A 23,284-nucleotide genomic window follows, 5' to 3' on the forward strand; every position below is an offset into this window, starting at 1 on the left:
CCGTTTGAACGACGCGCGCCCGTTCGCATCATGCGGACGGGCGCGTCTGTTTTGCTTTGCGCTATTGCACGCGTCAGGCACGCAGTTCGGCAGGTTCGAGAAAGAAGGATGTGTTCTCCGCGAGCCGCTCGATCATGAAGTCGATGAACGTCCGCACGCGCAGCGGCTGTTCAGTGCGATGCCGGTAGTAGATGTAGATCGATTCGCGCTGCGTCATGTGCTGTGTCAGCAAGGGCACGAGCCGTTTGCTACGAATATGCGAGACGGCCGAGAAGCTGCCTAGCTGGCCGATTGCGAGACCCGCCAGCACCGCGTCCGTCTCCGCGTCGATATCGTTCGCGCACAGCGTCGCGGCCACGTCGCGATAGACGATTTCATTGCCGATCAGAAATTCCCACGGCGCCTGCTTGCCGGTGTTTGCGCGCAGGTATCCCGTGCAGCGATGCGTGTCGAGTTCGTCGACCGTCGACGGTTTGCCGTGACGCTCGATATACGCCGGCGACGCGCACACGATCAACTGAATAGGCAGCAACCGCCGCGCAATCGTGCCGCCCGAAGGCGGCGAACCGCCGCGAAAGCCGACGTCGGCACGATCGCTGACGAGGTCGGTGAAGTGATCGTCGAAGCGCACGTCCAGTTGCACCTCGGGATAGAGCGCGGCGAATTCGAGGACGGACGGCCATAGCACCGCGCGCCCCAGCGCCATCGGCGCGCTCACGCGCAGCGGGCCCGCGACTTCGTCTTTGGCGCGGCGCGCGTCGTCGATCGCTGACGACAGCGTGGCGAGCGCCGGCTCGACGCTTTGCAGCAGCCGCTGTCCTTCCTCCGTCAGGCTCAGCTTGCGCGTGGTCCGATGAAACAGCCGCACGCCGAGCGACTTTTCCAGCTGCATCACGGCGTGACTGGCCGCCTGAGGCGAGATGCCCTGATCGACGGCGGCCTTGCGCAGGCTGCCGACGGCAGCGGCGCGGACAAAGATCGAAATGGCGCGGACCTCGTTCATCGGCTGTTCCCGATTAGCAAATAAAAGTTGATTATCAGTCTAGCAATTGATGGCTAGTTTATGCGAATCGGACGTCCTATTCTTCGTTCCACTCTCACCACGAACGTAGGAACACGATCATGAGCAACGTCACGAAACAACAGTTCAAGCGCGTCTGGTTCATCACGGGCGCTTCGCGCGGTCTGGGCGCGCTGATGGCGGAAGCGGCGCTGGCGGACGGCAATGCCGTCGTTGCTGCGGGCCGCAATGCCGCCGCAATTGTCGAGCGGCTCGGAGAGTCGCCGGCCGTGCTGCCCGTCGCGCTCGACGTGACCAGCGAAGCGCAGGCGCAAGCGGCCGTCGAGGCCGCCGTCGAGAAGTTCGGCCGGATCGACGTGCTGATCAACAATGCCGGCTTCGGCCTGCTGGCGGCTGTCGAGGAATCGAGCGACGCCGACGTGCGCCGTATGTACGACACCAACGTCTTCGGTCTGCTGAATGTGACGCGCGCCGTGCTGCCCGTCATGCGCAAGCAACGCTCGGGGCATGTGATCAACATGTCGTCGATCGGCGGTTATCGCTCGGGGGCGGGTTTTGGCGTGTATTGCTCGACGAAGTTCGCTGTCGAAGGCATCACGGAAGCGCTGCATGCGGAGTTGAAGCCGCTCGGCATTCACGCGACGGTCGTCGAGCCGGGCTACTTTCGCACGGACTTCCTGGATGGGTCGTCGCTGCTCGTCGGCAAGGACATCATCGACGACTACGATGAGACGTCGGGCAACGTCCGCCGTTTCGCGGTCGGCATGAACCACAACCAGCCTGGCGATCCGCAGAAACTGGCGACCGCGCTCGTCGCGCTCGTCGACGCGCAAACGCCGCCGCTGCGTCTTCCGCTTGGCACCGATACGCTGAAGGCGATCGCGGAGAAGAACGAATACGTGACAACGGAAACGGAAGCCTGGAAGACGCTGTCGGCGTCCACAGACTTCCCTGTCTAAGCCGGTATTGATCGGACGAAAGTGAAAAGCAACAGCGCCGCTGCGAGAGCAGCGGCGCTGTTGTGCTTTGCGTGAATAACCCGCGTTATTTCGGTGGCGGCAGTGAGGGGTCGAGCTTGGCGGAATCGCGGACCAGTTGATCCGTCGCCGCGGCGGCGATGGGGTTCGAACCGGCGCCGGGTTTCATCGCCTGTTGTTGCTGTTCGGTCGCAGCGCGAACGGCCGACATATCCGGCGGCGGCAGCGAAGGATCGGGCTTCGCCGAATCGCGCACCAACTGGTCTGTTTGCGCAGCCCCCGTTTGATACGCGCCGCGAGACGCGCTGCGCGGGTTCGTGCTCGCCGTGGGAGGCGTCTGCGTCGGCATCGACGTGGGAGGCGGCAACGAAGGATCGAGCTTCGCCGATTCGCGGACGAGTTCGTCCGTTTCCGGCGTCGTGCCCTGATTCGCTGCTGCGCGTCGGTCGAGGCTTTCGCGTCCGCGTTGCGCACGGGGCGCTGGCGCTGGTGCTGGCACCACTTTCGGCGCGCCCGCGTCCTGCACGTTGACCGATGCAACGGCCGTCGACGGCGCCGGCTTCGCCTGCTCGGTGCTCTGCGTGACGGCAGCGCTGGGCGCGGGCTTCACCGGCGCGGGTGCTGCCGGAACTGGAGCGGGAGCGGGAACGGGAGCCGGAACAACGGGCTGCTGCGCGACGGCGGCACTCTTCGTGACCTCGCGCGACGGCGTCGACTGGTCGATACTGCCTTCCGTCATATGACTTTCGCTCACGCGCGAATCGACGGCAGCAGGGCGCACGGTTTCATCCATGCCGGCCCTGGCTTCGGCCGTTGCACGGCGGTCCGCCTGAAGCAGCATCAGGTACGTGGTCAAGGCCGCGCCGAGCACGAGCCCGGCGAGAATCATCAAAATCTTTCGGGTAGTCATCATACTGACGGTCGTTCGATCGACGCGAGCGTCGATCACCGACCGCTCGCGGGTTTAAATCAGACAAATGCCAGCAATTGGCACGCCTGACGTGGAGACAGGCGAGCAATAAGCAGAGAATCGTGCTCCCCAAAGGGGACGATGACCGCCAGGCGCAGGAAACGCGGCGAGTCGAAGCTTCTCCGATTATCGAACGCTTCGGTTTAGTTTGCGTGTCGAGAACGCGCGCTACTGACGGCGCGTTGATTGCACAACTAACGTCTGATCATTCCCAGGGATTGGGTGCGTACAGTCCCTGTTGGCGGCGCATGCCATGACGCAGGAACCAGTGCCTGACGGCACTGAGCTTGCGCGGCAAGCCCGGCATCCGATTGCCTTCGATGCGGGCTTTTGCGCACGACGTCGCGTACTCGATCGCCTCTTCCTCGGAAGAAAAGTAGCCGAGGATGCCAAAGGCTTTACGCCGTCCGTTCGGGCCGGTGACGAACACGCTGGCCGCGTATCCACGAGTGCCCACGGACGCAAGTGGGATGATGACGTGGCGCCGGTAATGTACTGCATGCCTGTCCATGATCATCTCCAAGGGTTTTGCCCTAGGTCACATGGTACACGTTGCGAAACAGTGCCGGCAATGCATTGCGGGTGCGAAAAAAAATTCGCCAGCGGATGCGCTGGCGTGACGCGCGATGCAGGCAATGGGGCTGCATCACGCGTGATGTGGAGCGTTTTTGCTGCTTTTGCCACGCTATGTGGCGCGAAGCGTCTGCTTAAGCGCTGCGCTCCATCGGTTCGCCGAGCACGAACGCACCGCCCTGGAAGCGTTGCGCCGGGTCGTCGTATTCGGCCGTCGGCGATGTGACGGGGAAGCGGTCCGAGAACTGGGTGGAGCTATCGCGCGGACGGAAGCCGAGAAAATTCGCCTTCGTGTTGTCCCACCACTTGATGGGGTTGTCCGACGCGCCATAGACGACGGCATGGCCGACACGGTTCGTGAACAGCGAGCAGCGCACCAGTTCGATGAAGTCGCGATAGCTCAGGTACGTGACGAGCATGCGCGGATTCTTCGGTTCTTCGAACGACGAGCCGATGCGCAGGCACACGGTCTCGATGCCGAAGCGGTCGAAGTAGTAGCGCGACAGCGACTCGCCGAAGCACTTCGTCACGCCGTAAAGGCTGTCGGGACGTTGCGGCGCGTCGGTGTCGAGCACTTCGGTGACGGGATGAAAGCCAATTGCGTGATTCGAGCTGGCGAATACGACGCGCTTCACGCCATGTTTGCGCGCGGCTTCGTACAGGTTGTACGTGCCGCGGATGTTCGCTTCGATCAGATCGTCGAACGGTGCGTCGATCGAAATGCCGCCCAGATGCACGATCGCATCGACGCCTTCGACCATACGCATCACGGCCTCCCGGTCCGCCAGATCGACGACGCTCGCTTCCTCGTGCGCAGCCGCGGCGCTCATGGGGGCGATGTCGCTCACGCGCACGATGTCGGCCCAGCCGGCTAGCGCATCGCGCAGCTGACGGCCCAGATTGCCGCCCGCGCCCGTCAGCAGCAGGCGGCGGAATGGCTTGCGCGACCCAGCAGATGTCTCGTTCATTGCTAATCCTTCAAAATAACCTGAAATAAGGAAAACGTTTTCCAACTATAAAGGCGACGCCGGTTGTGCGTCAATCGCCAGATTCAACAAGCCGCAAGAGGCGAGCCAACAGGTTTCATTCGAGGCGTTTTCTGCGACAATTCGGTTACGGCAAAAGAAAACGTTACCTTCCGGATGAAAAAAGTTTCCCCAACGATTCGCGATGTCGCTGGCGACGCGGGCGTGTCGGTCGCGACCGTTTCCAAATACATCAATGGCGCGCAGCGTTTTTCTCCTGCCGTCGAAGCGCGGCTCAAGGAAGCGATCGAGCGGCTCGGCTATCGCTCGAACCCGCTTGCGCGCTCGATGATCACGGGCCGCACGCGCACCATCGGGCTCGCGATCCTCGACATCAGCAATCCGCACTTCACGAACGTCGTGAAGGGCGCGAACCGCGTCGCGCTGCAGCACGACTACACGCTGCTGCTCGTCGACACCGAAGAAAACCAGGCGCGCGAGCGTTCGCTGATCGAGGCGCTGGCGCAGCGAGTCGACGGTCTGATCGTCAACTCGCGGATGCCCGACGAAGAATCGCAGTGGATGCTCGAACTCAACAAGCCGCTTGTGCTGCTGCGGCGCAGTCCGGGTCTGCCGATTCCGAGCGTCGGTATCGACAACCGGCTTGCCACTTACATGCTCGCGCGTCATCTGCTGAACCTCGGGCATCGGCATATCGCGTATCTCGGCTTTGGCCAGGCCCGCATCAACGACGAGCGCATTCGCGGCGCGCGCGAGTGTCTCGACGAAGCCGGCCTCACGCTCGACGTGCACGACGCGCATGCGCCCACGGCGCAAGCTGGCGAGCAGGCCTGCTCGCGCGTGATGCTCGGGCCGCAGCGGCCGCAGGCGGTGATCTGCTACAACGATCTGATCGCACTCGGCTTCATGAAAGAGGCGGCTTCGCTCGGTTTCAAGCTGCCGCGCGACGTCTCCGTGACGGGCATCGACAACGTGCCGTATGGCGAGTACGCCGCGCCCGCGCTGACTACCGTTGATATTCAAAGCGAGAAGATGGGCGAACTGGCGATGCAGAAACTGATCGACGGTCTCGCGGGCCACGCGGAAGCCGAGCATTCGGTGTTCGAGCCGCGCCTGATCGTGCGCGAGTCGACGGCCGCTTGCGGCTGAGGGTCGACTCGCGCCATCAGCGATGGCACGCGCGCCGCGCGTCGCAGCGCGGCACACCGGATTACGCATCGAGCTTCGCGGGCGTCATGCGCGGCGTCAGCAGATGCATGACGACGAGCGCGACGAGGTAGGCGAGCGCGCCGATCGCGAACAGCACCCAGTAGTGGCCCGTACGTTGGAGCACCTGGCCGATCACTTCGGAGAACAGCACGCCGCCGACCGAACCCGCCATCCCGCCGATACCCACCACGGCGCCGAGCGCGCGGCGCGGGAACAGGTCAGATGCCGTCGTGAACAGATTCGCCGACCAGCCCTGGTGCGCAGCCGCTGCGAGACCGACGATGCCCACGGCAACCCACAGATTGTCCACTTGCGACACGAACGCGATGGGCAGCACGCAGCACGCGCAGATCAGCATCGCTGTCTTGCGCGCGGCGTTCACGCTCCAGCCCTTGCGCAGCAATGTCGACGAAATCCAGCCGCCGCCGATGCTGCCGACCGTCGTGATCGCGTAAATGACGACGAGCGGCAAGCCGATGTGCTGCATGTCCATGCCGCGCGACTCGTTGAGCCACTTCGGCAGCCAGAACAGGTAGAACCACCAGACGGGATCGGTCAGGAACTTGCCGATCAGGAACGCCCACGTTTCGCGCTTGCGGATCAACTGGCCCCAGCCCGGCGCGGCTGCGTTCGCGTTGCGGGCGTCGAGCGCGTCGGCGTCGTCGCGCGTATCGTCGAACGCTTCCTCCTGGTCGCTACGGTCGGCGGGACGATAGACGACGAGCCACACGGCCAGCCACACGATGCCGATCGCGCCGATGATGATGAACGCCGCGCGCCAGCCGTACAGCACGGCGATGGGCGGAATGATCGCGGGCGCGAACACCGCGCCGATGTTAGCGCCCGAGTTGAAGATGCCCGTGGCGAGCGCGCGCTCGCGGCGCGGAAACCATTCAGCCGTGGTCTTGATCGCGGACGGGAAGTTGCCGCCTTCGCCGATGCCGAGCAGTGCGCGCACCATCGCGAAGCCCATCACCGAGCCGACGGCTGCGTGCAGCATCGCGGCGATGCTCCAGACCAGCATCGCGGCCGCGTAGGAAATACGCGTGCCGAGCCAGTCGACGATGCGCCCGAAGCCCAGCAGGCCGATTGCATAGAACGCCGAGAAGGCGATCACGATGCGGCCGTACTGCACCTGCGTCCAGCCGATTTCGTGCTGGAGCACGGGGGCGAGCAGACCGAGAATCTGCCGGTCCATGTAGTTGATGACGGTCGCGAAGAAAAGCAGCGCGCAGACGGTCCAGCGGAAGCGGCTGGCAGATCGCACGACGCCGACGACGGCAGATTGCATGTATGTCTCCGTTCGCGGCATCGCTCGTCGCGCCGCGACTTTATTCATGGCCGGCGACGAGCGCCGGTGCGGGATGCATCGCGCTGGGCAGCTGCGCGGGCATTTTTCCGTCACGTTTGGAAAACGTTTTTCTAAGAATAGGCGGTTTATCGCTGCTTGGCTAGTACGTGTTTTCCTCGATACGAGGCGGGATGGCGCTTTCTTTGCTGGACTGGTTGATGTGTAGCTAGTTAATCGTTTTCTACAGGGCGTTAGAAAGTGAGAGTCCCGGCGCGCTGGCGGCGGAGGGTGTCCCGCTTATGCACATATTAGAAACACGCACCCAGGTGGGGCGTTTGCTGCCTCAGTAGACTCGATTCAGGCGCTAAGGGGCGGATGCCGGTATCTTTCGCATCACTGCGTGGACTGTGCAGGGAAGAACGAGGGCTGTATGCTGTAAAAGCGCAACCACGTTAAAGCACTGGGGCAAAAAATGACTACGAACTCCGCCAAACTCCCGCCAGACGTGGAAGCACTATCGACCTTGTCCGAATATCTCGAGCGTGCGCTCGATAAGGCGCTCAGCCTGATCATGCTGCGCACGGGCGTCGAAGACGCAAGGCTGTATCTCGGTGACGTGAGCGCACCCAAAGAGGAATGGGCGAGCTGCGGAACCATTCACCGTGAACTGTCGGACGCGATACTGGTGGCGACGCAGTCAGGCCTCAATAATCTCAGTATCGACGGACAGACGTACCGCTTCACGAGAGTGTTTGCCCAGGCGGACAACCGGGGTGCAATCGTCTTCACCCCTGCGTAACCCGGCACCCGCCAGGAGCACGGATTGCTAGCCGCCACCAGGGCTCAGACAGAGGCTGTGGCACGCCGCCGTGCGCGGCTATGACGCGACGGCGTATCGATCGGCGGATAGCGTCCGCCGAGGCACCGCTCAGTTCGGCAGCAAAACAGGCAACTGCGACACGCGTCCCGTCTGCACGTCGAGCCACATCTGCCGGCCGCTTGCCGAATGACTGTAGACGAGCGCGCGCATGTCGCGATGCATGCCGAGAAAGCCCATCAGCGCGCGCACGTTGCGCTTGCCGTGATAACGCAGCGAGCGCGACGTCTCGCCATTGACGATGACGACAGGATTGATCCGCACGAGCCGCGCAATGAGTTCAGGGTTGACTGTATCCACGTACGATCCTCGAATGAAGTTACTGTCTTCGCTAACGTCCCCAGGATTTGCTTCTTGAGTTTTCGGAAGGATCGGTAAGCGTGCGCCTGGTCGCGCACATCAGGCGCGCACATGCGTGACCGCAATCTGCAACACGCTCTCCAGTTCCGGCAGATCGACAGGCTTGGTCAGGTGCAGATCGAAACCCGCCGCTTCCGTCTTCGCACGGTCTTCACTGGTGCCGAGCCCGGTCATCGCGGCGATGACGGCGCCCGGCGCCGCAAGCGCCTTGCGGATATGCGGCAACGCCTCGAAGCCCGTCATCTTCGGCATCGACAGATCGAGCAGCACGAGATGCGGCTGCAGCGTCTGCGCCAGTTCGATGGCGGCCGCACCGTCGTACACCGCGTGCGCTTCGTGGCCGAGCACCTGTACGAGCGTCGCCATGCTGTCGGCGGAATCGACGTTGTCGTCGACCACCATCACCTTCAGATCGACGGGCTGCGAGGGCACGGGCGCTTCTTCGCGCACGGCTTCGGCGGCGATCGCATGACTGAATTCGGGCAGCCACACGGTGAACACGCTGCCTTTGCCGCGACCTTCGCTGTGGGCTTCGATATGCCCGCCATGCAGATCGACGATCGCGCGCGCAAGCGTCAGCCCGATGCCGAGCCCGCTCTTGTCAGCCTGTTCTTCGGTCGGGGTTTCCTGCACGAACAGGTTGAAGATCGCGTCGATCGCATCGGGATCGATGCCGCGCCCGGAATCGTGAATGCGGATCGCGAGCAGACGGCCCGAGCGGAACACCTGCAAGCTGATCGACGCGCCCGCCGGACTGAATTTCGATGCATTGTTCAGCAGGTTCTGCACGACCTGCACCATCCGCGTGAGATCGCCTTTGATAGTCATCGGCGTGTCGGGCATCACCACATCGAGCGTCTGTTGGCGCGCTGCGAGCAAGGGCGCGCTGCCTTCGATGCTCAGTTGCGCGATGGCCTGCATCGACACGGGCTTCGGCTCGATCTGCACGCGTCCCAGCGTGACGCGCCCGGCGTCGAGCAGATCGTCGACGAGACGCGTGAGATGTGACAACTGCCGGTCGATCAGTTCATGTTCGGGCACGAACTCGTGATGATCGGCCGTCTTCAGTTGCAGCATGCTGACGGCGTTGCGCAGTGGCGCGAGCGGATTGCGCAGTTCGTGGCCGAGCAGCGCGAGGAACTGGCTCATGCGCTGGCTCGACGCCTCGAGTTCTTCGAGACGCCGGCGCCGCGACATGTCGCGTGTGATCTTCGCGAAGCCTTGCAGCGCGCCGTTTGGATCGCGCAGAGCCGTCGTGATGATGTTCGCCCAGAAGATCGTGCCGTTCTTGCGCACGCGCCACTCTTCCATCTCGACGCGGCCTTCGCGCGCGGCGAGTTCGAGATCGCGTTGCGGCCGGCCCGCCGCGATGTCTTCGGGCGTGTAGAAGAGGGAAGCCGGCTGGCCGATCACTTCATGCGGCATATAGCCCATCACCTGCGTCGAACCCGCGCTCCACGTCATGATGTGACCGTGCGAGTCGAGCATCGTGATCGCATAGTCCTTGATCGCATCGACCAGCACGCGGAAGCGCTTGTCGAGTTCCCGTGCGTTGAAGCGCTCGGTGACGTCGCGCATGAAATACGCGAGCTCGGTATGTCCGTCGAACTGCACGGGACACACGGAGAGTTCAGCAGGAAACTCGTTACCGTCGATGCGCCGCGCGATCAACTCCGTGCGGCTGCGATGCAAGGGCGTGTCGGCGCTCTGTTCCGATGCGCTTTTGAACACGTCCAGTTCGGCATAGCGTGCCTTGCAACGCGCCGGAAACAGCGCGTCGAGCATCGGGCGTCCCATCACCGCGTCGCGCGCATAGCCGAAGGTGCGCGTCGCGGCATCGTTCCATTCGATGATGACGCCGTCGGCGTCGGTGCACACGAACGCGTCGTGCGTCGTGTCGAGCACCAGACGGCGCCGGCGCAGCGATGCTTCGAGCTTGCTGTCGGCCGCTTCGCGCAGGCTGATTTCGGTGCGCAGCCGGGCGATCGTGATGGTGTTCTGCTCGATCAGCGCGCGGTTCTCCGCGAACACGCGCTGATGCGCCATGCCCGATGCGACGAGCGACGTGATCCGTTCGAGGGTCTCGATGTCGTCGGCGGAAAATGCGTCGGTGCGGCTCGCCATCAGCTTCACGACGCCCGCCACTTCGGACTGATAGAGCAGCGGCGCGACGACCATCGACGTTGCGCCCACGCGCTTGCACGCGGCGGCATCCACGCGCGGATCGTCCGATGTGTCGCTGCTGTATAGCAGATGTTTTTCGAGCGAGCACAGTCCTGACAGGCTGCCGTCGCGTTTGAGGCGCAAGCCGATGTGATGCGCGATGGTGCCGCTGCACGCGCGATACACCATCTCGTCGCCATCGACCCATTCGACCACCGATCCATGCGCGGCAGGCACGAGTTCGAGCAGCGAGTCGGTGACGAGCGACAGAAAGCGGTCAAGGTCGAGTTTCGCAGCGGCGATTCGGGAATGCGCGTCGATCAGTTTTCGCAAACGTGCGTTTGCCAGACGCTCGAGTTGGGTGGCGGTGTCGCTGGTGTCGATTTGTCGGTCCTGGCTGGCGTTCATCGTGGGCAGCTCCGTTCGATGCCGGTGACGTGTGCAGGCGCGATTTGCTGATTTGCTTATTTGCTTGTGCTGCGCAGGCGGTGTGCCTATGCATGCTGCATGGATGCGCGAATCGCTGTTTCAAGGGTTATACACGTATGCGGGGGGCTCGCTCAAGGGCGCGATTTTCTGGTTTTTGCCTTTGCTTTTGCTTTTTGCTTTTGCTTTTGCACTGGTGTCCGCGTTTTGCCTTCGTGGTGCGGGCGGGTTGGTTTGCTTGTGTTTGCGCCGGCATCCGCGATGCGTTAGCGTGCTTCAAGCGTCGCCCCTGTGCGGGCGGCACCTACTTTTCTTTGCCGCCGCAAAGAAAAGTAGGGGCGGTTTCAAGATGCAAGTGCAACACTTCCGTTTAGGATACGTTGCATGGGAAAAAACTACGAACAGCTGAGCGCCGAAGAGCGCGGTGTGATCTTTACAATGAAGTTTGAGGACAAGAGCACGCGCGAGATCGCGCGTGCGCTTGTGCGCTCACCCAGTACGATCAGTCGCGAACTGAAGCGCAATGACTGGAAACCGGCTCACGAGCGCGCAACGATGGGACGACCGCCGATCGCCGGCGGTTACAATTCAAGGCGTGCGGGTTTGCGGGCAGGCAGACTGCGGCGCAAGCCTCGGCGGGAACGCAAGCTGCACGTCGATGGGCCGCTGTGGCCGCAGGTGCGTGAACTGCTGGCCAAATGCCATTCACCCGAGCAGATCAGTGCGCAGCTGAAGCAGGCGCATCCGGATGAGCCCACCCTGAACGTGTCTCACGAAACCATCTATCACGCCATCTATGCCATGCCTCGGGGCGAGCTCAAACGCGAGCTGATCGCGCTGCTCAGACGGGGACGCAGCACGCGCAGACCCCGCTCGCGCGGCGAAGACCGGCGTGGCAAGCTCACTGACATGGTCAGCATCCATGTGCGCCCCCGGAGGCGAACGAGCGGGTGCTTGCCGGACACTGGGAAGGCGATCTCATCAAGGGGGCAGGAAACCGCTCGGCGGTGGGCACGCTGATCGATCGCAGCACGCTGTTCCTGATGCTGGTCAAGATGGATGACAGCACGGCGGAAGCGGCGTTGCGGGGCTACAGCGCAGCGTTTGCGCCGCTTGACCCGGAACTGCTCAAGACGCTGACCTACGATCAGGGCAAGGAGATGGCACTGCACAAGGAACTGGCCAAAGCAACGGGCATGCGCATCTACTTCTGCGATCCACACAGCCCGTGGCAGCGCGGCATCTGTGAGAACACCAACGGTCTGTTGCGCCAGTACCTGCCCAAGGGCGCGGACCTGTCCGTGCTCTCGCAGCGCCAGCTCGACATGATTGCGATAGAGATGAACAACCGTCCGCGCAAGACGCTCGGCTGGAGAACGCCCGCGCAAGTCTTTACTGAAAACTGCAAGAAGCAGGGAATCGAAATCAACCCCGCTGTTGCACTTGGTCTTTGAAACCGCCAGGCAAAAGAAAGCGGCTAACACCGCCAACTCTTGTTCTTGCCTGAGGGCCCCCAAAGGTTCCTACGCCTCACACGGCAATCACGTGACCCATGCTTGTTGCCAGCGCTCTAAATGAGCGCCTCACCCGCTTCACGCGCCCGCGTCGCCGCACGCCGCGCCAGATAGTCTCCCGCCGCCAAGGTGGCAAACTGTGTGTAGGCCGTAGTACTGCACACGCCTCACTCCGGACACTCCGGACCGATAACGCACGCGCTCCATCGTGTAAGAGCGCCAGGCTATACGCCGCGACAACCTACACACAGTTTGCCACCTGGGCGGCACATGCCATTCGCCGCCGCTTGCCCGAGTACGTGTATTCGAAGCGGGTGAGGCGTTTATTCGAAGCGTTGGCAACGAATGCGAACAGGAAAGTCGCCGTGTGAAGAGTAAGACCCTGTGGGGGCCCTCAGGCAAGAACTAGAACTGGCGGTGTTAGCCGCGTTCTTTTGCCTACTTTTCTTTGCGGCGGCAAAGAAAAGTAGGTGCCGTCCCACACAGGGGCGACGCTTGAAGCACGCTAACGAATCGCGGATGCCAGCGAAAACACAAGCAAACCAAACCGCCCGCGCCGCAAAGCCAACCCCCAACTGCCAACCAAAAAACCCAAATCAAAAAAGCCGTTGCAAACAAAAAACCCCCCATCGAGTCAATTATAAAAAATGCACTCCGTTCAGACTGCGCGCGAGCCTTCCGTAATAGGCAATAGATCAATCGATATTCGTCAATGCATACGCACAGGGAACCCCGCATGGGCATGCGCTCCATCGCAGTCAAACTGAGCCTCATATTCGGCGCGGCACTCGCGGCCACGATACTGGCCATCACGCTATACGCGACGCTCAACGTGCGACGCCAGGCCATCGACAACTTCAACGACGCTGGCCTCGGCCAGATCCGCCAGATCGACAGCAGTCTGCGCGAGACCTTCAAGCGCATCCACGACAACGTCGTGTTCCTGTCGGACCTGCCGCTCGTGCAATCCGCGGACACGTCGGTCACCAACTACCTGACGCACGGCGGGCAGATGACGCCCGACACGAACGGCGGCGTCGAGACGGATATCTTCCACCTGCTGCAACGCTTCGGCGACAGCCATCCCGATCTGCGCTACGTCTACGTCGGCACGCAATGGGGCGGCTACGTGCAATGGCCGAAAGGCAAATTCACGAGCGATCACTACGATCCGCGCGAGCGTCCGTGGTACGTGCAGGGCATGCAGGCAGCGGGCGGCGTGCGGCGCACGGCCGCGTATGCGAACACGGGCGGCGACAACAACGTGATCATCAGTTTCGTGCGCTCGATCCAGAACGCCCAGGGCAAGCCCGTCGGCGTGCTCGGCATGGATATCTCGCTGGATGGCTTCGCGAAGATGATCGGTCAAGTGCGCTTCGGCGAAACGGGCTACCTGATGGTCGTCGAAGACAGCGGCACCGTGCTGGTGGACCCGCACGACGCCGCACACAACTTCAAGGCGCTGAAGGATCTCGGCGACGGTTATCGCGACCTCGCGGCGATGGGGAACGGCACGCTGTCCGTCGATATCGGCGGCGCGCGGTACGACACCCTCGTCTATACGTCGCCGGAACTGGGCTGGAAATACATCGGCCTGATTCCGCACGCGGAAATGATGGCGTCGGCCAATCGGCTGAGCGCGATGCTGATTGTCGTGGGTCTCGTCGTGCTGCTGGTCGCGCTCGCGCTGACGACGGCGCTCGGCAGTCGTCTGACGGCGCCGCTGCGCCAGTTGTCGAACAGCATGCAGGACATCGCATCGGGCGACGGCGATCTCACGCGGCGTCTGCCCGTCGGCAGCAACGACGAAGTCGGCGTGCTCGCCGAGCAGTTCAACGCGTTCGTCGAGAAGCTGAACGGCGTGCTGCTCGACATCCGCGACAGCAGCGCGCTGCTGCGCACGGCGACGGGCGAGATATCGACGGGCAACGCCGATCTGTCCGCACGCACCGAGCAGCAGGCGGCCGCGCTCGAAGAAACGGCGGCGAGCATGGAAGAGCTGACGGCCGCCGTCAAACAGAACGCCGAAAGCGCGCGCCAGGCGAGCACGCTCGCCAGCGACGCCTCCGACGTCGCGCGCCGCAGCCACGAGGCCGTCGAACGCGTGGTCACGACGATGACCGACATCAGCCAGAGCTCGAACCGGATCGCCGATATCACGGGCATCATCGATGGCATTGCGTTCCAGACGAATATTCTCGCGCTCAACGCCGCGGTCGAATCGGCGCGCGCCGGGGAGCATGGGCGCGGCTTCGCGGTCGTCGCGAGCGAAGTGCGCAGCCTCGCGCAACGGTCGTCGAGCGCCGCGAAGGAGATCAAGGAACTGATCGGCGCGTCGGTCGATCGCATCAGGGATGGCTCGTCGCTGGCGGGCGAGGCAGGCGAGACAATGACAGAAGTGACGCGGGCCGTAGGTCAGGTGACGGCAATCATGAGCGAGATCGCGGCGGCTTCTGAAGAACAGAGCCGCGGCATCGCACAAGTGAACCTCGCGATCACGCAGATGGACGACGTCACGCAGCAGAATGCCGCGCTGGTCGAGCAGGCGGCTGCCGCGTCACGCTCGCTCGAAGATCAGGGGCGGCAGCTCGATGAATCGGTGGCGGCGTTCCGGTTGAAGTCGGCGGCAGCGTCTTGATGACGTCACGCTGAAAACAACGGGCAAGCGTGCATCGATTGCCCGTTGATACGCTTTCGGCTCAGCGCACCGGTACGCCGAGCACGGGCGTGGCAGTGTCTGCCGTGCTGGTTTCTTCCACAGGCTCATTCGCGCGGCGATTCGACGCCTCGCGTGCGAGACTCGTCCGGAACTGCTTGCAGCCGATCCACAACAGCGCCGCTGCGAGCGCCGACGCGACGAGGTTCACGATTGCCATCGAATGGCCGACCGCGAGCGGCGACGCGAACACCTTATCGGTGATCAGCGCGACGATGGTCGTGCCCGCGCCGAGCGCGATCAGGTTCGACACCAGTAGAAACACCGCGGAGATCTGCGCGCGCATCTGATTCGGCGCGAGCGTCTGCATCGCGGCCGTCGAGGTCGGCATCGGGAAAGACGCGAAGAACATCGCCAGCACCAGCAACGCAAGCGACGCGCCGAGGCTGCCCACTTGCGTGAACGCGACGGACGGGATCAGCATGCACGCCGCACCGATGAAACCCGCGCGCATCGGCGCGTCGCTGTGGCCTTTGCGCAGCAGCCAGTCGTTGAACCAGCCGCCGCAGAACACACCCGTCGTGTTAGCGATCAGCAGCACGGTGCCGAGCGTGTAGCCCGCTTCGACGGGCGTGAGGCCGAAGCGGCGGATATAGAAAGCGGGCGTCCAGCTCATCAGGCAGAACAGCGTCATCGCATAGAACGAGAAGCCGATGTAGTGGCAAAAGAACGTCTTGCCATGCGCGGCGATGAATCGCAGCGCGTCGGGCATCGACACGCGCTTCACTTCGCCCATGCTGTCCTGCGCTAGCCCCTTGCGCTGCGGATCGCGCACCGTCAACGCGAAGATCAGCGCAACGAGCAAACCGGGCAGGCCGACGATGAAGAACGTCAGCTGCCACGCATGCATGTCGCCCAGCACGGGCAGTGTGAGTGTCGGCGTGTGCTTGAGCAGCGCGATCACATAGCCGCCGATCAGAAACGCGATACCGCCGCCGATAAACGACCCGAGCGAGTAGATAGCGACCGCGCGCCCAAGCTTCTCCTTCGGGAAGTAGTCGGCAAGCATCGAATAAGTTCCGGGCGAGAGCGCCGCTTCACCGACGCCCACGCTCATCCGCGCAAAGAACATGTGCAGGAAGTTCTGGCTGAGTCCGCAGGCGGCTGTCGCGACGCTCCATAGCGCGACGCCGATCGAAATGATGCGCGGGCGTGCGAAGCGGTCGGCAAGATACGCGAGCGGCATGCCCATCACCGCATAGAAGAGCGAAAACGCAAAGCCGTGCAGCAGGCTGAATTGCGTGTCGGTGAGATTCAGATCGCGCTTGATCGGCTCGATCATCAGCGCGAGCACCTGACGGTCGACGAATGAAAAGACATACGCGAGCATGCAGATCACGACGACGTACCACTCGTATGTGTAGCGTTTGCGGGTCAGGTTGTTTCCCGATGAAGCAGTCATCCCGGTTCTCCAGTGTTCCAGTGTATCGGTGAGGAGCAGGCGTCTCTTCGCGACGGGACGCACTGGTCGGGAAGCAGGGTACGTAAACAAATTTCGCCGACAAAGGTGCAAATGGCGCGTCCATATCGGCGCGTTCACCCATGCGTCTAAAGGAATTCCCAGGTCATGTGCAGCAAACCCGTGCGCAACAAGCCGCGCGGTGCCGCAAACGCGTTTGTGACAGCGCTCATGCATCGAATGGACGCATGCTCGAGCACCTCGGTCTCGCGCCTGCGTTCAATACAGCGAATAGCGCGAGTACGTCTCGATCGGGATGATGGCGTGCGAAGGCACGGCCGCGCCTTCGCGCGCGGCCTTCAGATGATCGACGGCCGTGCGCAGCATGAGGCGCACGTCCTGCGTCAGCAGATAGTCGATCGCATCGGAGCGCAGCAGCGGCTCCGTGATGCGGTTGACTTCGTGCGTCACATAGAGCGTGCGGCCCGTCAGATTGTGCTCGCGCAGCGCGGCAGCGAGCCCCTCGTTGCCACCCGCGACGTTGTAGATGCCGTCGAGCTTGCCATGCGCCTTCAGGAAGCGGGTCGTCGCCTCATAGGTCGCCCCGCCGGAGTCGGCGCCCTTGATCACCTCGACCAGATTCACATGCGGGAACCGTTGGCGCAATAGCGAACGGAAACCGATCTCGCGATCCTCGTGACAGGTGTACGAAAACGTCGCGACGATCACGGCGACATCGGGTGACGCATGCGCCTGCAGATGCCGTCCGAGCAGAAAAGCCGCCGACTGCCCGGCCGCGCGGTTGTTGACGCCGACATACGTGTGGCGCGCGTCGGCGTCCACATCCGTGATCAGCGTGACGACGGGTTTGCCCGCCGCCATGCATTCGCGCAACGCCGACGACGTCGTCGCGGTGTTCGTGCAGATGATGCCGATGCCGTCCACTTCCGCCGTCGCCTGCCGGATACGGGCCGCGACTTCTTCGTCGGATGCGCCCACGCATCTCTCTACTTCGAGCCGTACACCGTTCGCATCGAACTCCCCTTCGAGCGCTGTTGCCGTTCGGATCAACTCGTCGGTGAACGCGTCGCCTGCTTGCGCGAGCAGCCGGAAATCGTAAGTGGTTTGCTTCGCGCGAACGGCTGATCTCGCGGATGAACCTGTGCCCAGCCTCTTCAACGCCGCCTCGACCGCGTGGCGCGTGCGCGGGTGCACGCCGGGCCGGTCGTTCAGCGCGCGATCGATCGTCGCGCGGCTGAGTTGCGTGATCTCCATGAGTTGCTTGAGGGTCGGTTTGCCTTTCATCGTGAGTTCTCGCACGGCGGGTCGAATGATTGCATGGGCTCGATTGTGAATCATTTTGAGGCATTTGTGTGAGACATCGATTAAATGGATTGCGGTGCCGTGCAATAGGCGTCATGGATTACCCTCGGTAACTCAAAATGAGGCATAAATAGCTTTGACTCGTGCTCATTACGAGTCTTAAATGCACTCAACGATGATCACTGCCTCAGGCAAATCACCGCCCGAGCGAAACCGTCAAGCCAGCATCAGGAGCCATGCATGTCCGCACAGCAAGACAACTCGAAACCGATCACGATGGACGACTGGTACAAGTGCCCGCTCGACCGCAAGGTGCTCAAGGAACTCACGCGGCGCAATGATCGCGACGCGCTCCTGTACCTCGGAGGCTTTCTCGCGATGGTCGCTGGCAGCGGCGTGCTTGCGTGGCTGTCGCTCGGTGCCTGGTGGTGTGTACCCGCGTTCCTGCTCTACGGGACGATCTACGCATTCGCCGAAGCGATGGAACACGAGTTGCGCCATCGCACACCGTTTCGCAGCGAATGGCTGAATGCGTCGGTGCACTGGCTGATCTGCTTCATGACGTGGCGCGAGCAGATTTATAGCCGCTGGTCGCATGCGCAACATCACACGTACACGCATCTGACGGCAACCGTACCCGCCGATGTCGAAATCGCCGTGAAGCGGCCGCCGAACTATCTGAAGCTCGCGACCGATTTTCTGCGCGTCTCACACGGTGTTCATCATCTCGGCAACATCGTGCTGCATAGCCTCGGCATCGTGTCGCGCAGCGCGAAAGCCGTCGTGCCGGCGATCGAATATCGCGCGATGTGCCGGAATTCGCGAATCGTTCTCGCGCTTTATGTCGGCGTGATTGCGTGGGCAATCGTCGCGCATAGCTGGCTGCCTGTCGTGTTTCTTCTTTTGCCGCGTGCGTATGGCGCATGGCTGCATGAACTGCTGGCCATCACGCAGCACACGGGGCTGCGCGAGAACGAACTCGATCACCGCTTTTCGACGCGAACCATCCGGCTCAATCCCGTTCTCCAGTTGCTGTACTGGAACATGAACTATCACGTCGAGCATCACATGTTTCCGAACGCACCGTTTCACGCGCTGCCGAAATTGCGCAAAGCGATCGAGGCGGACCTGCCGCCTGCTTACGACGGACTGTTCAGCGCCTGGAGCGAGATTCTGCACTTCCTGCGCATACAGCGGCACGACCCGGAATACATGATCACGCCGCGCGTGCCGGGCAAGACGCCCGCCGCGCAAGCGCAACCCTCCAGCGACGAAGCACTCGTCGCCCAGGCACGCTGAACACGAACGGAGCACGGAATGAACATTCTGCAATGGCATCAGGTCTGTGCATGCGACGACATCGACGAAGAAGACGTGATGGAGTTCGAGCACGAAGGCAAGCTGTACGCGGTCTATCACACGGCCACGGGGTTTTACGCAACAGCGGGACTCTGCACGCATGAAACGGCGCGGCTCGCCGATGGTTTTGTGTTTGGCGAGGTGATCGAGTGCCCGATGCACATGGGGCGCTTTCACATCCCGACGGGCGCCGCGAAGGGCGCGCCCGTATGCGTGGACCTCGTCACGCATCCCGTCAAAACGGAAGACGGCAACGTATTCATCGGCCTCGCCGCAGACTGATCGAGCAAGGCAACGCAGCAAACTGCCGGTGCGAGACACCGGCAGCCACAAACATGGAGACAGCGATGAGATTACCCGTCATGAAGGCGCTTTGCGTCGCCGCAGCCGTCCTGAGCATGGGCCTGTATGTCGATGCGAATGCGGGGCCTGCAGCGCATTTCGATTTCATCACGCATGCGCCCGATTCGGATGCCTGGTGGAACACCGTCAAGAACGGTATCAAGCAGGCGGATGAAGATTTCAACGTGCAGACCGACTATCGCAACCCGCCGAATGGCGATATCGCCGATATGGTCCAGCTCGTGAATCAGGCTGCGGCGCGCAACTACGACGGCGTGGTGACGACCATCGCCGACTTCGATCTGCTCAAAGGCTCCGTCTCGCGTCTGAAGGCGAAGAACATTCCGTTCGTCACGGCCAACACGGGCACGGAGAAGCAGAGCGCCGATCTTGGCGCATTGCTGCATGTGGGGCAGCCCGAGTATCTCGCGGGCAAGGAGGCGGGACAGCGTGCCAAGGCCGACGGCATCAAGACGTTCCTGTGCGTGAACCACTATGCGACGAACCCGCTGTCGTTCGAGCGCTGCCGTGGGTTCGCCGAAGCGATCGGCGCGGATATGAAGACATCGGTTCTGGACGCGGGGACCGACCCGACGGATATCGAATCGAAAGTCAGCGCCTATCTGCGCGCGCATCCGAACACACAGGCCGTGCTGACGCTTGGGCCCACTTCCGCCGATCCGACCATTCGCGCCGTCACGAAGATGGGGCTCGCAGGCAAGATCTGGTTCGCGACGTTCGATATCGACTCTGACGTCGCCAAGGGAATGAAGGACGGCACGATCAAGTTCTGCACCGATCAGCAACCCTACTTGCAGGGCTATATTCCCGTCGCGATGCTCGCGATCATGCACAAGAATCACAACACGGACGTCGCGCAGGCTCGCAATGAACTGGAGAAGGACCCGAAGTTCATCAAGCGGCTGCAGGACTATGGGCTGAAGCCTGTCTACGAGGCGCGCAATATCAGTTCGGGGCCGGGCTTCATCACGCCACAGAACATCGAGAAGGTGTCGGCGCTCGCAGGGAAGTACCGATAAGCGGGTTTCGTTTTGCAGGCGTCTCCACCGCCAGCACTTTTCCCACTATGTTTTGGGTGGGCGATATGGGCCAATCAATGGCCCATATCGTTTATTTGCGGATCAAGGCTGACTCAAACGGGAAAGCCGTTTGCAAAGCGCTCGCGCAAATAACCGACGAACAGCCCGACTGCACGCGGCACATGCGACGCATAAGGCCGCACGATATAAAGCTGCTCGGCGAACGCGCCCGTCACGCGCCAGTCCGGCAGCACGACGACCAGCTTGCCCGCCTGCACGGCCGCCTGAGCGGTGAAGTCCGGCAGCAGCGCAATGCCCAGGCTCTCGAGCGCCGCGTCGCGCAGCGCCTCGCTGTTGTTCGCGGAGAACTGTCCGTTGACGGGCAAGGTGACCGGCCGCGCGCCTGCCTTTCGCGCCGCCTTGCGCTCGAACGACCACATCGGTTCGCCCGACGATCGCGGATAAAAAAGGCAATCGTGCGAAGCAAGTTCTTCCGGTGACTTTGGCGTGCCGCGCTTTCGCAGATACGCGCGCGTCGCGACGATCACCGAATGCGTGTCGCAAAGTTTCCACGCGACGTGCGTATCGGGTGGCTCGGCGCTGTGACGGATCGCGAGATCGAAGCCTTCCGTGGCGAGCGAGACGAGCCTGTCCGACACCTCCAGTTGCACCCGAACCTCGGGATTGGCCGCCAGAAACTCGGGCACTTTCGGCACCAGCTGCTGCCGCGCGAACGCGACAGGCGCCGTCACGCGCACGAGGCCACGCGGCACGCCCGACAGTTCGCGGACCTGCGCGAAGCTGGCGGCGATCTGCGCATATTGCCCGCGCGTGCTGTCGACGAGCTGCTGGCCCGCTTCCGTCAGCCGGACGCTGCGCGTCGTGCGCTGCACCAGCGAAATCCCCGCGGCGCGCTCCAGTTCGGAGATGCGCTGGCTCATGGCCGCTTTGCTGACGCCCAGACGCGCGGCCGCCGCCGTGTACGTTCCCTGTTCGGCGAGCATGGTGAGCCAGTGCAGATGCGTCCAGAGTTCTTCGATATTTTGCGTATCCATACACTCATTGTTCACGATGGCAAACATTGATTTCAATGTTAGCCTCTTTCCAGCGCGTCCGCAGCTTCCTACACTGCTTCTCAAGCCAATCACGAAGGAGCCGAGACATGCAAGCCTATACCGACAGCGCAGACGTGGGACATTTCATTCACGGGGAGCGCGTCAGCGGAACGGGAAGCCGTAGCCAGGCCGTCTTCAATCCCGCCACGGGTGCCAGGGCCCGCAAGCTGCTGCTCGGCGAGGCTGCCGATGTCGATGCCGCCGTCGCGAGCGCGAAGGCGGCGTTTCCGAAGTGGGCCGATACGCCGCCCATCAAGCGCGCACGCGTCATGCTGCGTTTTCTCGAACTGATGAATCGCCACCACAACGAACTCGCGGCGATCATCACGGCGGAGCACGGCAAGGTGTTTTCCGATGCGCAAGGCGAAGTTGCGCGCGGCATCGACGTGATCGAATTTGCGTGCGGCATTCCGCAACTGCTGAAGGGCGACTACACGGAACAGGTTTCGACGGGCATCGACAACTGGACGATGCGTCAGCCGCTGGGCGTCGTCGCAGGCATCACGCCGTTCAACTTTCCCTGCATGGTTCCGTGCTGGATGTTCCCCGTCGCGATTGCGGCCGGCAATACGTTCATTCTCAAGCCGAGCGAGCGTGATCCGTCGGCGGCGCTGTTCATGGCCGGACTGCTCAAAGAGGCAGGCCTGCCCGACGGCGTGTTCAATGTCGTGCAGGGCGACAAGGTTGTCGTGGATGCATTGCTCACGCATCCGGACGTGAAGGCGGTGAGCTTCGTCGGCTCGACGCCGATTGCGAACTATATCTACGAAACGGGCGCGAAGCACGGCAAGCGCGTGCAGGCACTGGGCGGCGCGAAGAACCATATGGTGGTGATGCCCGACGCCGATCTCGACAAGGCCGTCGATGCGCTGGTCGGCGCCGGCTACGGCTCGGCAGGCGAGCGTTGCATGGCGATCTCCGTTGCGCTGCTGGTTGGCGATGTGGCAGACAAGATCGTGCCGCGACTCGCCGAGCGCGCCCGCAGCCTGATCGTGAAGAACGGCATGGAACCGGACGCGGAAATGGGGCCGATTGTCACGCGGCAGGCGCTGGAGCGGATCGAGGGGTATATCGCCGAGGGCGTGAAGGAAGGCGCGACGCTCGTCGTCGATGGCCGGGGCTTGAAGGTGGCGGGTCATGAAGACGGCTTCTTCACGGGCGGTACGCTGTTCGACAACGTGACGCCGGACATGCGTATCTACAAGGAAGAGATCTTCGGCCCGGTGCTCGCTTGCGTGCGTGTGAAGGACTTCACGGAAGCCGTCGAGCTGATCAATGCACACGAATTCGGTAACGGCGTGGCGTGCTTCACAAGCGACGGCCATGTTGCGCGCGAGTTCGGCCGCCGTATCGAAGTTGGCATGGTCGGCATCAATGTGCCGATTCCGGTGCCGATGGCGTGGCATGGCTTCGGCGGCTGGAAGCGCAGCCTGTTCGGCGACACGCATGCATACGGCGAAGAAGGCGTGCGTTTCTACACGAAGCAGAAGTCGATCATGCAGCGCTGGTCGGAGAGCATCGAGAAGGGCGCAGAATTCGCGATGCCGACCGCGAAGTAACACGCATTAATTCACGCCAGACAGCCCTTGTTAAAAGGGCTGTTTTCATTTGTGCGCTTTGATC

Annotated in this window: 18 protein-coding genes and 1 pseudogene; 9 read left to right on the forward strand and 10 right to left on the reverse strand. The window is 62.5% G+C overall.

From position 1 onward, the window contains the following. Positions 1-73 precede the first annotated feature (73 nt). A complete protein-coding gene (locus H1204_RS39575) occupies positions 74-1,003 on the reverse strand; it encodes a LysR family transcriptional regulator (protein ID WP_180734084.1) in 930 nt (309 codons plus the stop codon). A 119-nt stretch (positions 1,004-1,122) separates the two neighbouring features. Between H1204_RS39575 and H1204_RS39580 the strand changes: the two genes are divergently transcribed. Then, on the forward strand, positions 1,123-1,980 hold the full coding sequence (locus tag H1204_RS39580; RefSeq protein ID WP_180734085.1) for an oxidoreductase: 858 nt from the start codon (positions 1,123-1,125) through the stop codon (positions 1,978-1,980). A gap of 85 nt (positions 1,981-2,065) precedes the next feature. On the opposite strand, the gene H1204_RS39585 is transcribed toward H1204_RS39580, so the two are convergent. From H1204_RS39585 to H1204_RS39595, 3 genes are all read right to left on the reverse strand, one after another. Continuing rightward, positions 2,066-2,911, reverse strand: a complete 846-nt coding sequence (locus H1204_RS39585; RefSeq protein ID WP_243468876.1) for a hypothetical protein — start codon at positions 2,909-2,911, stop codon at positions 2,066-2,068. A gap of 262 nt (positions 2,912-3,173) precedes the next feature. Then, positions 3,174-3,479, reverse strand: a complete 306-nt coding sequence (locus H1204_RS39590; RefSeq protein ID WP_131242190.1) for a hypothetical protein — start codon at positions 3,477-3,479, stop codon at positions 3,174-3,176. 196 nt (positions 3,480-3,675) lie between these two features. Then, entirely contained in the window at positions 3,676-4,509 is an 834-nt protein-coding gene (locus tag H1204_RS39595; RefSeq protein WP_180734087.1) for an NAD(P)-dependent oxidoreductase, read from the reverse strand. A 174-nt stretch (positions 4,510-4,683) separates the two neighbouring features. Between H1204_RS39595 and H1204_RS39600 the strand changes: the two genes are divergently transcribed. After that, the gene (locus H1204_RS39600; RefSeq protein WP_243468877.1) at positions 4,684-5,676 is read left to right on the forward strand and encodes a LacI family DNA-binding transcriptional regulator; all 993 of its coding nucleotides are present in this window, start codon (positions 4,684-4,686) and stop codon (positions 5,674-5,676) included. A gap of 61 nt (positions 5,677-5,737) precedes the next feature. On the opposite strand, the gene H1204_RS39605 is transcribed toward H1204_RS39600, so the two are convergent. Continuing rightward, the gene (locus H1204_RS39605; protein ID WP_180734088.1) at positions 5,738-7,027 is read right to left on the reverse strand and encodes an MFS transporter; all 1,290 of its coding nucleotides are present in this window, start codon (positions 7,025-7,027) and stop codon (positions 5,738-5,740) included. Between the two features lie 472 nt (positions 7,028-7,499). On the opposite strand from H1204_RS39605, the gene H1204_RS39610 reads away from it, so the two are divergent. Further along, positions 7,500-7,826, forward strand: a complete 327-nt coding sequence (locus tag H1204_RS39610; RefSeq protein WP_091781755.1) for a hypothetical protein — start codon at positions 7,500-7,502, stop codon at positions 7,824-7,826. Between the two features lie 129 nt (positions 7,827-7,955). Here H1204_RS39610 and H1204_RS39615 read toward each other — a convergent pair whose 3' ends face one another. Both H1204_RS39615 and H1204_RS39620 read right to left on the reverse strand, forming a co-directional pair. Then, positions 7,956-8,204 carry a hypothetical protein gene (locus tag H1204_RS39615; RefSeq protein ID WP_131242184.1) on the reverse strand — a complete coding sequence of 83 codons (249 nt, stop codon included), beginning with the start codon at positions 8,202-8,204 and terminating at the stop codon, positions 7,956-7,958. Between the two features lie 99 nt (positions 8,205-8,303). Beyond that, positions 8,304-10,835, reverse strand: a complete 2,532-nt coding sequence (locus H1204_RS39620; RefSeq protein WP_180734089.1) for a PAS domain S-box protein — start codon at positions 10,833-10,835, stop codon at positions 8,304-8,306. A 402-nt stretch (positions 10,836-11,237) separates the two neighbouring features. Between H1204_RS39620 and H1204_RS39625 the strand changes: the two are divergent. Then, positions 11,238-12,307 (forward strand): annotated as a pseudogene (locus H1204_RS39625) (IS30 family transposase). Between the two features lie 796 nt (positions 12,308-13,103). Continuing rightward, positions 13,104-15,005, forward strand: a complete 1,902-nt coding sequence (locus H1204_RS39630) for a methyl-accepting chemotaxis protein (protein ID WP_180734090.1) — start codon at positions 13,104-13,106, stop codon at positions 15,003-15,005. A gap of 61 nt (positions 15,006-15,066) precedes the next feature. Here H1204_RS39630 and H1204_RS39635 read toward each other — a convergent pair whose 3' ends face one another. Together H1204_RS39635 and H1204_RS39640 are read right to left on the reverse strand one after the other, a co-directional pair. Then, the gene (locus H1204_RS39635; protein WP_180734091.1) at positions 15,067-16,485 is read right to left on the reverse strand and encodes an MFS transporter; all 1,419 of its coding nucleotides are present in this window, start codon (positions 16,483-16,485) and stop codon (positions 15,067-15,069) included. 276 nt (positions 16,486-16,761) lie between these two features. Beyond that, complete coding sequence (locus H1204_RS39640) at positions 16,762-17,787, reverse strand: LacI family DNA-binding transcriptional regulator (protein ID WP_180734092.1); 1,026 nt, start codon at positions 17,785-17,787, stop codon at positions 16,762-16,764. A gap of 258 nt (positions 17,788-18,045) precedes the next feature. Here H1204_RS39640 and H1204_RS39645 point away from each other — a divergent pair, with 258 nt between their 5' ends. The 3 genes from H1204_RS39645 (at position 18,046) to H1204_RS39655 (ending at position 20,546) form a co-directional block, all read left to right on the forward strand. Beyond that, positions 18,046-19,104, forward strand: coding sequence for a fatty acid desaturase (locus H1204_RS39645; protein ID WP_180734093.1), 1,059 nt, complete (start codon positions 18,046-18,048; stop codon positions 19,102-19,104). A gap of 18 nt (positions 19,105-19,122) precedes the next feature. After that, a complete protein-coding gene (locus H1204_RS39650; RefSeq protein ID WP_180734094.1) occupies positions 19,123-19,446 on the forward strand; it encodes a non-heme iron oxygenase ferredoxin subunit in 324 nt (107 codons plus the stop codon). A gap of 116 nt (positions 19,447-19,562) precedes the next feature. Next, complete coding sequence (locus tag H1204_RS39655; RefSeq protein ID WP_243468970.1) at positions 19,563-20,546, forward strand: sugar ABC transporter substrate-binding protein; 984 nt, start codon at positions 19,563-19,565, stop codon at positions 20,544-20,546. Between the two features lie 113 nt (positions 20,547-20,659). On the opposite strand, the gene H1204_RS39660 is transcribed toward H1204_RS39655, so the two are convergent. Continuing rightward, positions 20,660-21,601 carry a LysR family transcriptional regulator gene (locus tag H1204_RS39660; protein ID WP_180734096.1) on the reverse strand — a complete coding sequence of 314 codons (942 nt, stop codon included), beginning with the start codon at positions 21,599-21,601 and terminating at the stop codon, positions 20,660-20,662. 107 nt (positions 21,602-21,708) lie between these two features. On the opposite strand from H1204_RS39660, the gene H1204_RS39665 reads away from it, so the two are divergent. Continuing rightward, positions 21,709-23,220: a CoA-acylating methylmalonate-semialdehyde dehydrogenase gene (locus tag H1204_RS39665; RefSeq protein ID WP_180734097.1), complete on the forward strand. Its 1,512-nt coding sequence runs from the start codon at positions 21,709-21,711 to the stop codon at positions 23,218-23,220. Positions 23,221-23,284: the final 64 nt, after the last annotated feature.

The sequence above is a fragment of the Paraburkholderia sp. PGU19 genome (assembly GCF_013426915.1).
Lineage (GTDB): Bacteria > Pseudomonadota > Gammaproteobacteria > Burkholderiales > Burkholderiaceae > Paraburkholderia.

Coding starts and splice junctions, on each gene's coding strand:
- H1204_RS39645 (WP_180734093.1), top strand. CDS start 18,046: ATGTCCGCACAGCAAGACAACTCGAAACCGATCACGATGGACGACTGG.
- H1204_RS39575 (WP_180734084.1), bottom strand. CDS start 1,003: ATGAACGAGGTCCGCGCCATTTCGATCTTTGTCCGCGCCGCTGCCGTC.
- H1204_RS39595 (WP_180734087.1), bottom strand. CDS start 4,509: ATGAACGAGACATCTGCTGGGTCGCGCAAGCCATTCCGCCGCCTGCTG.
- H1204_RS39630 (WP_180734090.1), top strand. CDS start 13,104: ATGGGCATGCGCTCCATCGCAGTCAAACTGAGCCTCATATTCGGCGCG.
- H1204_RS39600 (WP_243468877.1), top strand. CDS start 4,684: ATGAAAAAAGTTTCCCCAACGATTCGCGATGTCGCTGGCGACGCGGGC.
- H1204_RS39655 (WP_243468970.1), top strand. CDS start 19,563: ATGGGCCTGTATGTCGATGCGAATGCGGGGCCTGCAGCGCATTTCGAT.
- H1204_RS39650 (WP_180734094.1), top strand. CDS start 19,123: ATGAACATTCTGCAATGGCATCAGGTCTGTGCATGCGACGACATCGAC.
- H1204_RS39620 (WP_180734089.1), bottom strand. CDS start 10,835: ATGAACGCCAGCCAGGACCGACAAATCGACACCAGCGACACCGCCACC.
- H1204_RS39635 (WP_180734091.1), bottom strand. CDS start 16,485: ATGACTGCTTCATCGGGAAACAACCTGACCCGCAAACGCTACACATAC.
- H1204_RS39605 (WP_180734088.1), bottom strand. CDS start 7,027: ATGCAATCTGCCGTCGTCGGCGTCGTGCGATCTGCCAGCCGCTTCCGC.
- H1204_RS39640 (WP_180734092.1), bottom strand. CDS start 17,787: ATGAAAGGCAAACCGACCCTCAAGCAACTCATGGAGATCACGCAACTC.
- H1204_RS39585 (WP_243468876.1), bottom strand. CDS start 2,911: ATGATGACTACCCGAAAGATTTTGATGATTCTCGCCGGGCTCGTGCTC.
- H1204_RS39580 (WP_180734085.1), top strand. CDS start 1,123: ATGAGCAACGTCACGAAACAACAGTTCAAGCGCGTCTGGTTCATCACG.
- H1204_RS39665 (WP_180734097.1), top strand. CDS start 21,709: ATGCAAGCCTATACCGACAGCGCAGACGTGGGACATTTCATTCACGGG.
- H1204_RS39610 (WP_091781755.1), top strand. CDS start 7,500: ATGACTACGAACTCCGCCAAACTCCCGCCAGACGTGGAAGCACTATCG.
- H1204_RS39590 (WP_131242190.1), bottom strand. CDS start 3,479: ATGGACAGGCATGCAGTACATTACCGGCGCCACGTCATCATCCCACTT.
- H1204_RS39660 (WP_180734096.1), bottom strand. CDS start 21,601: ATGGATACGCAAAATATCGAAGAACTCTGGACGCATCTGCACTGGCTC.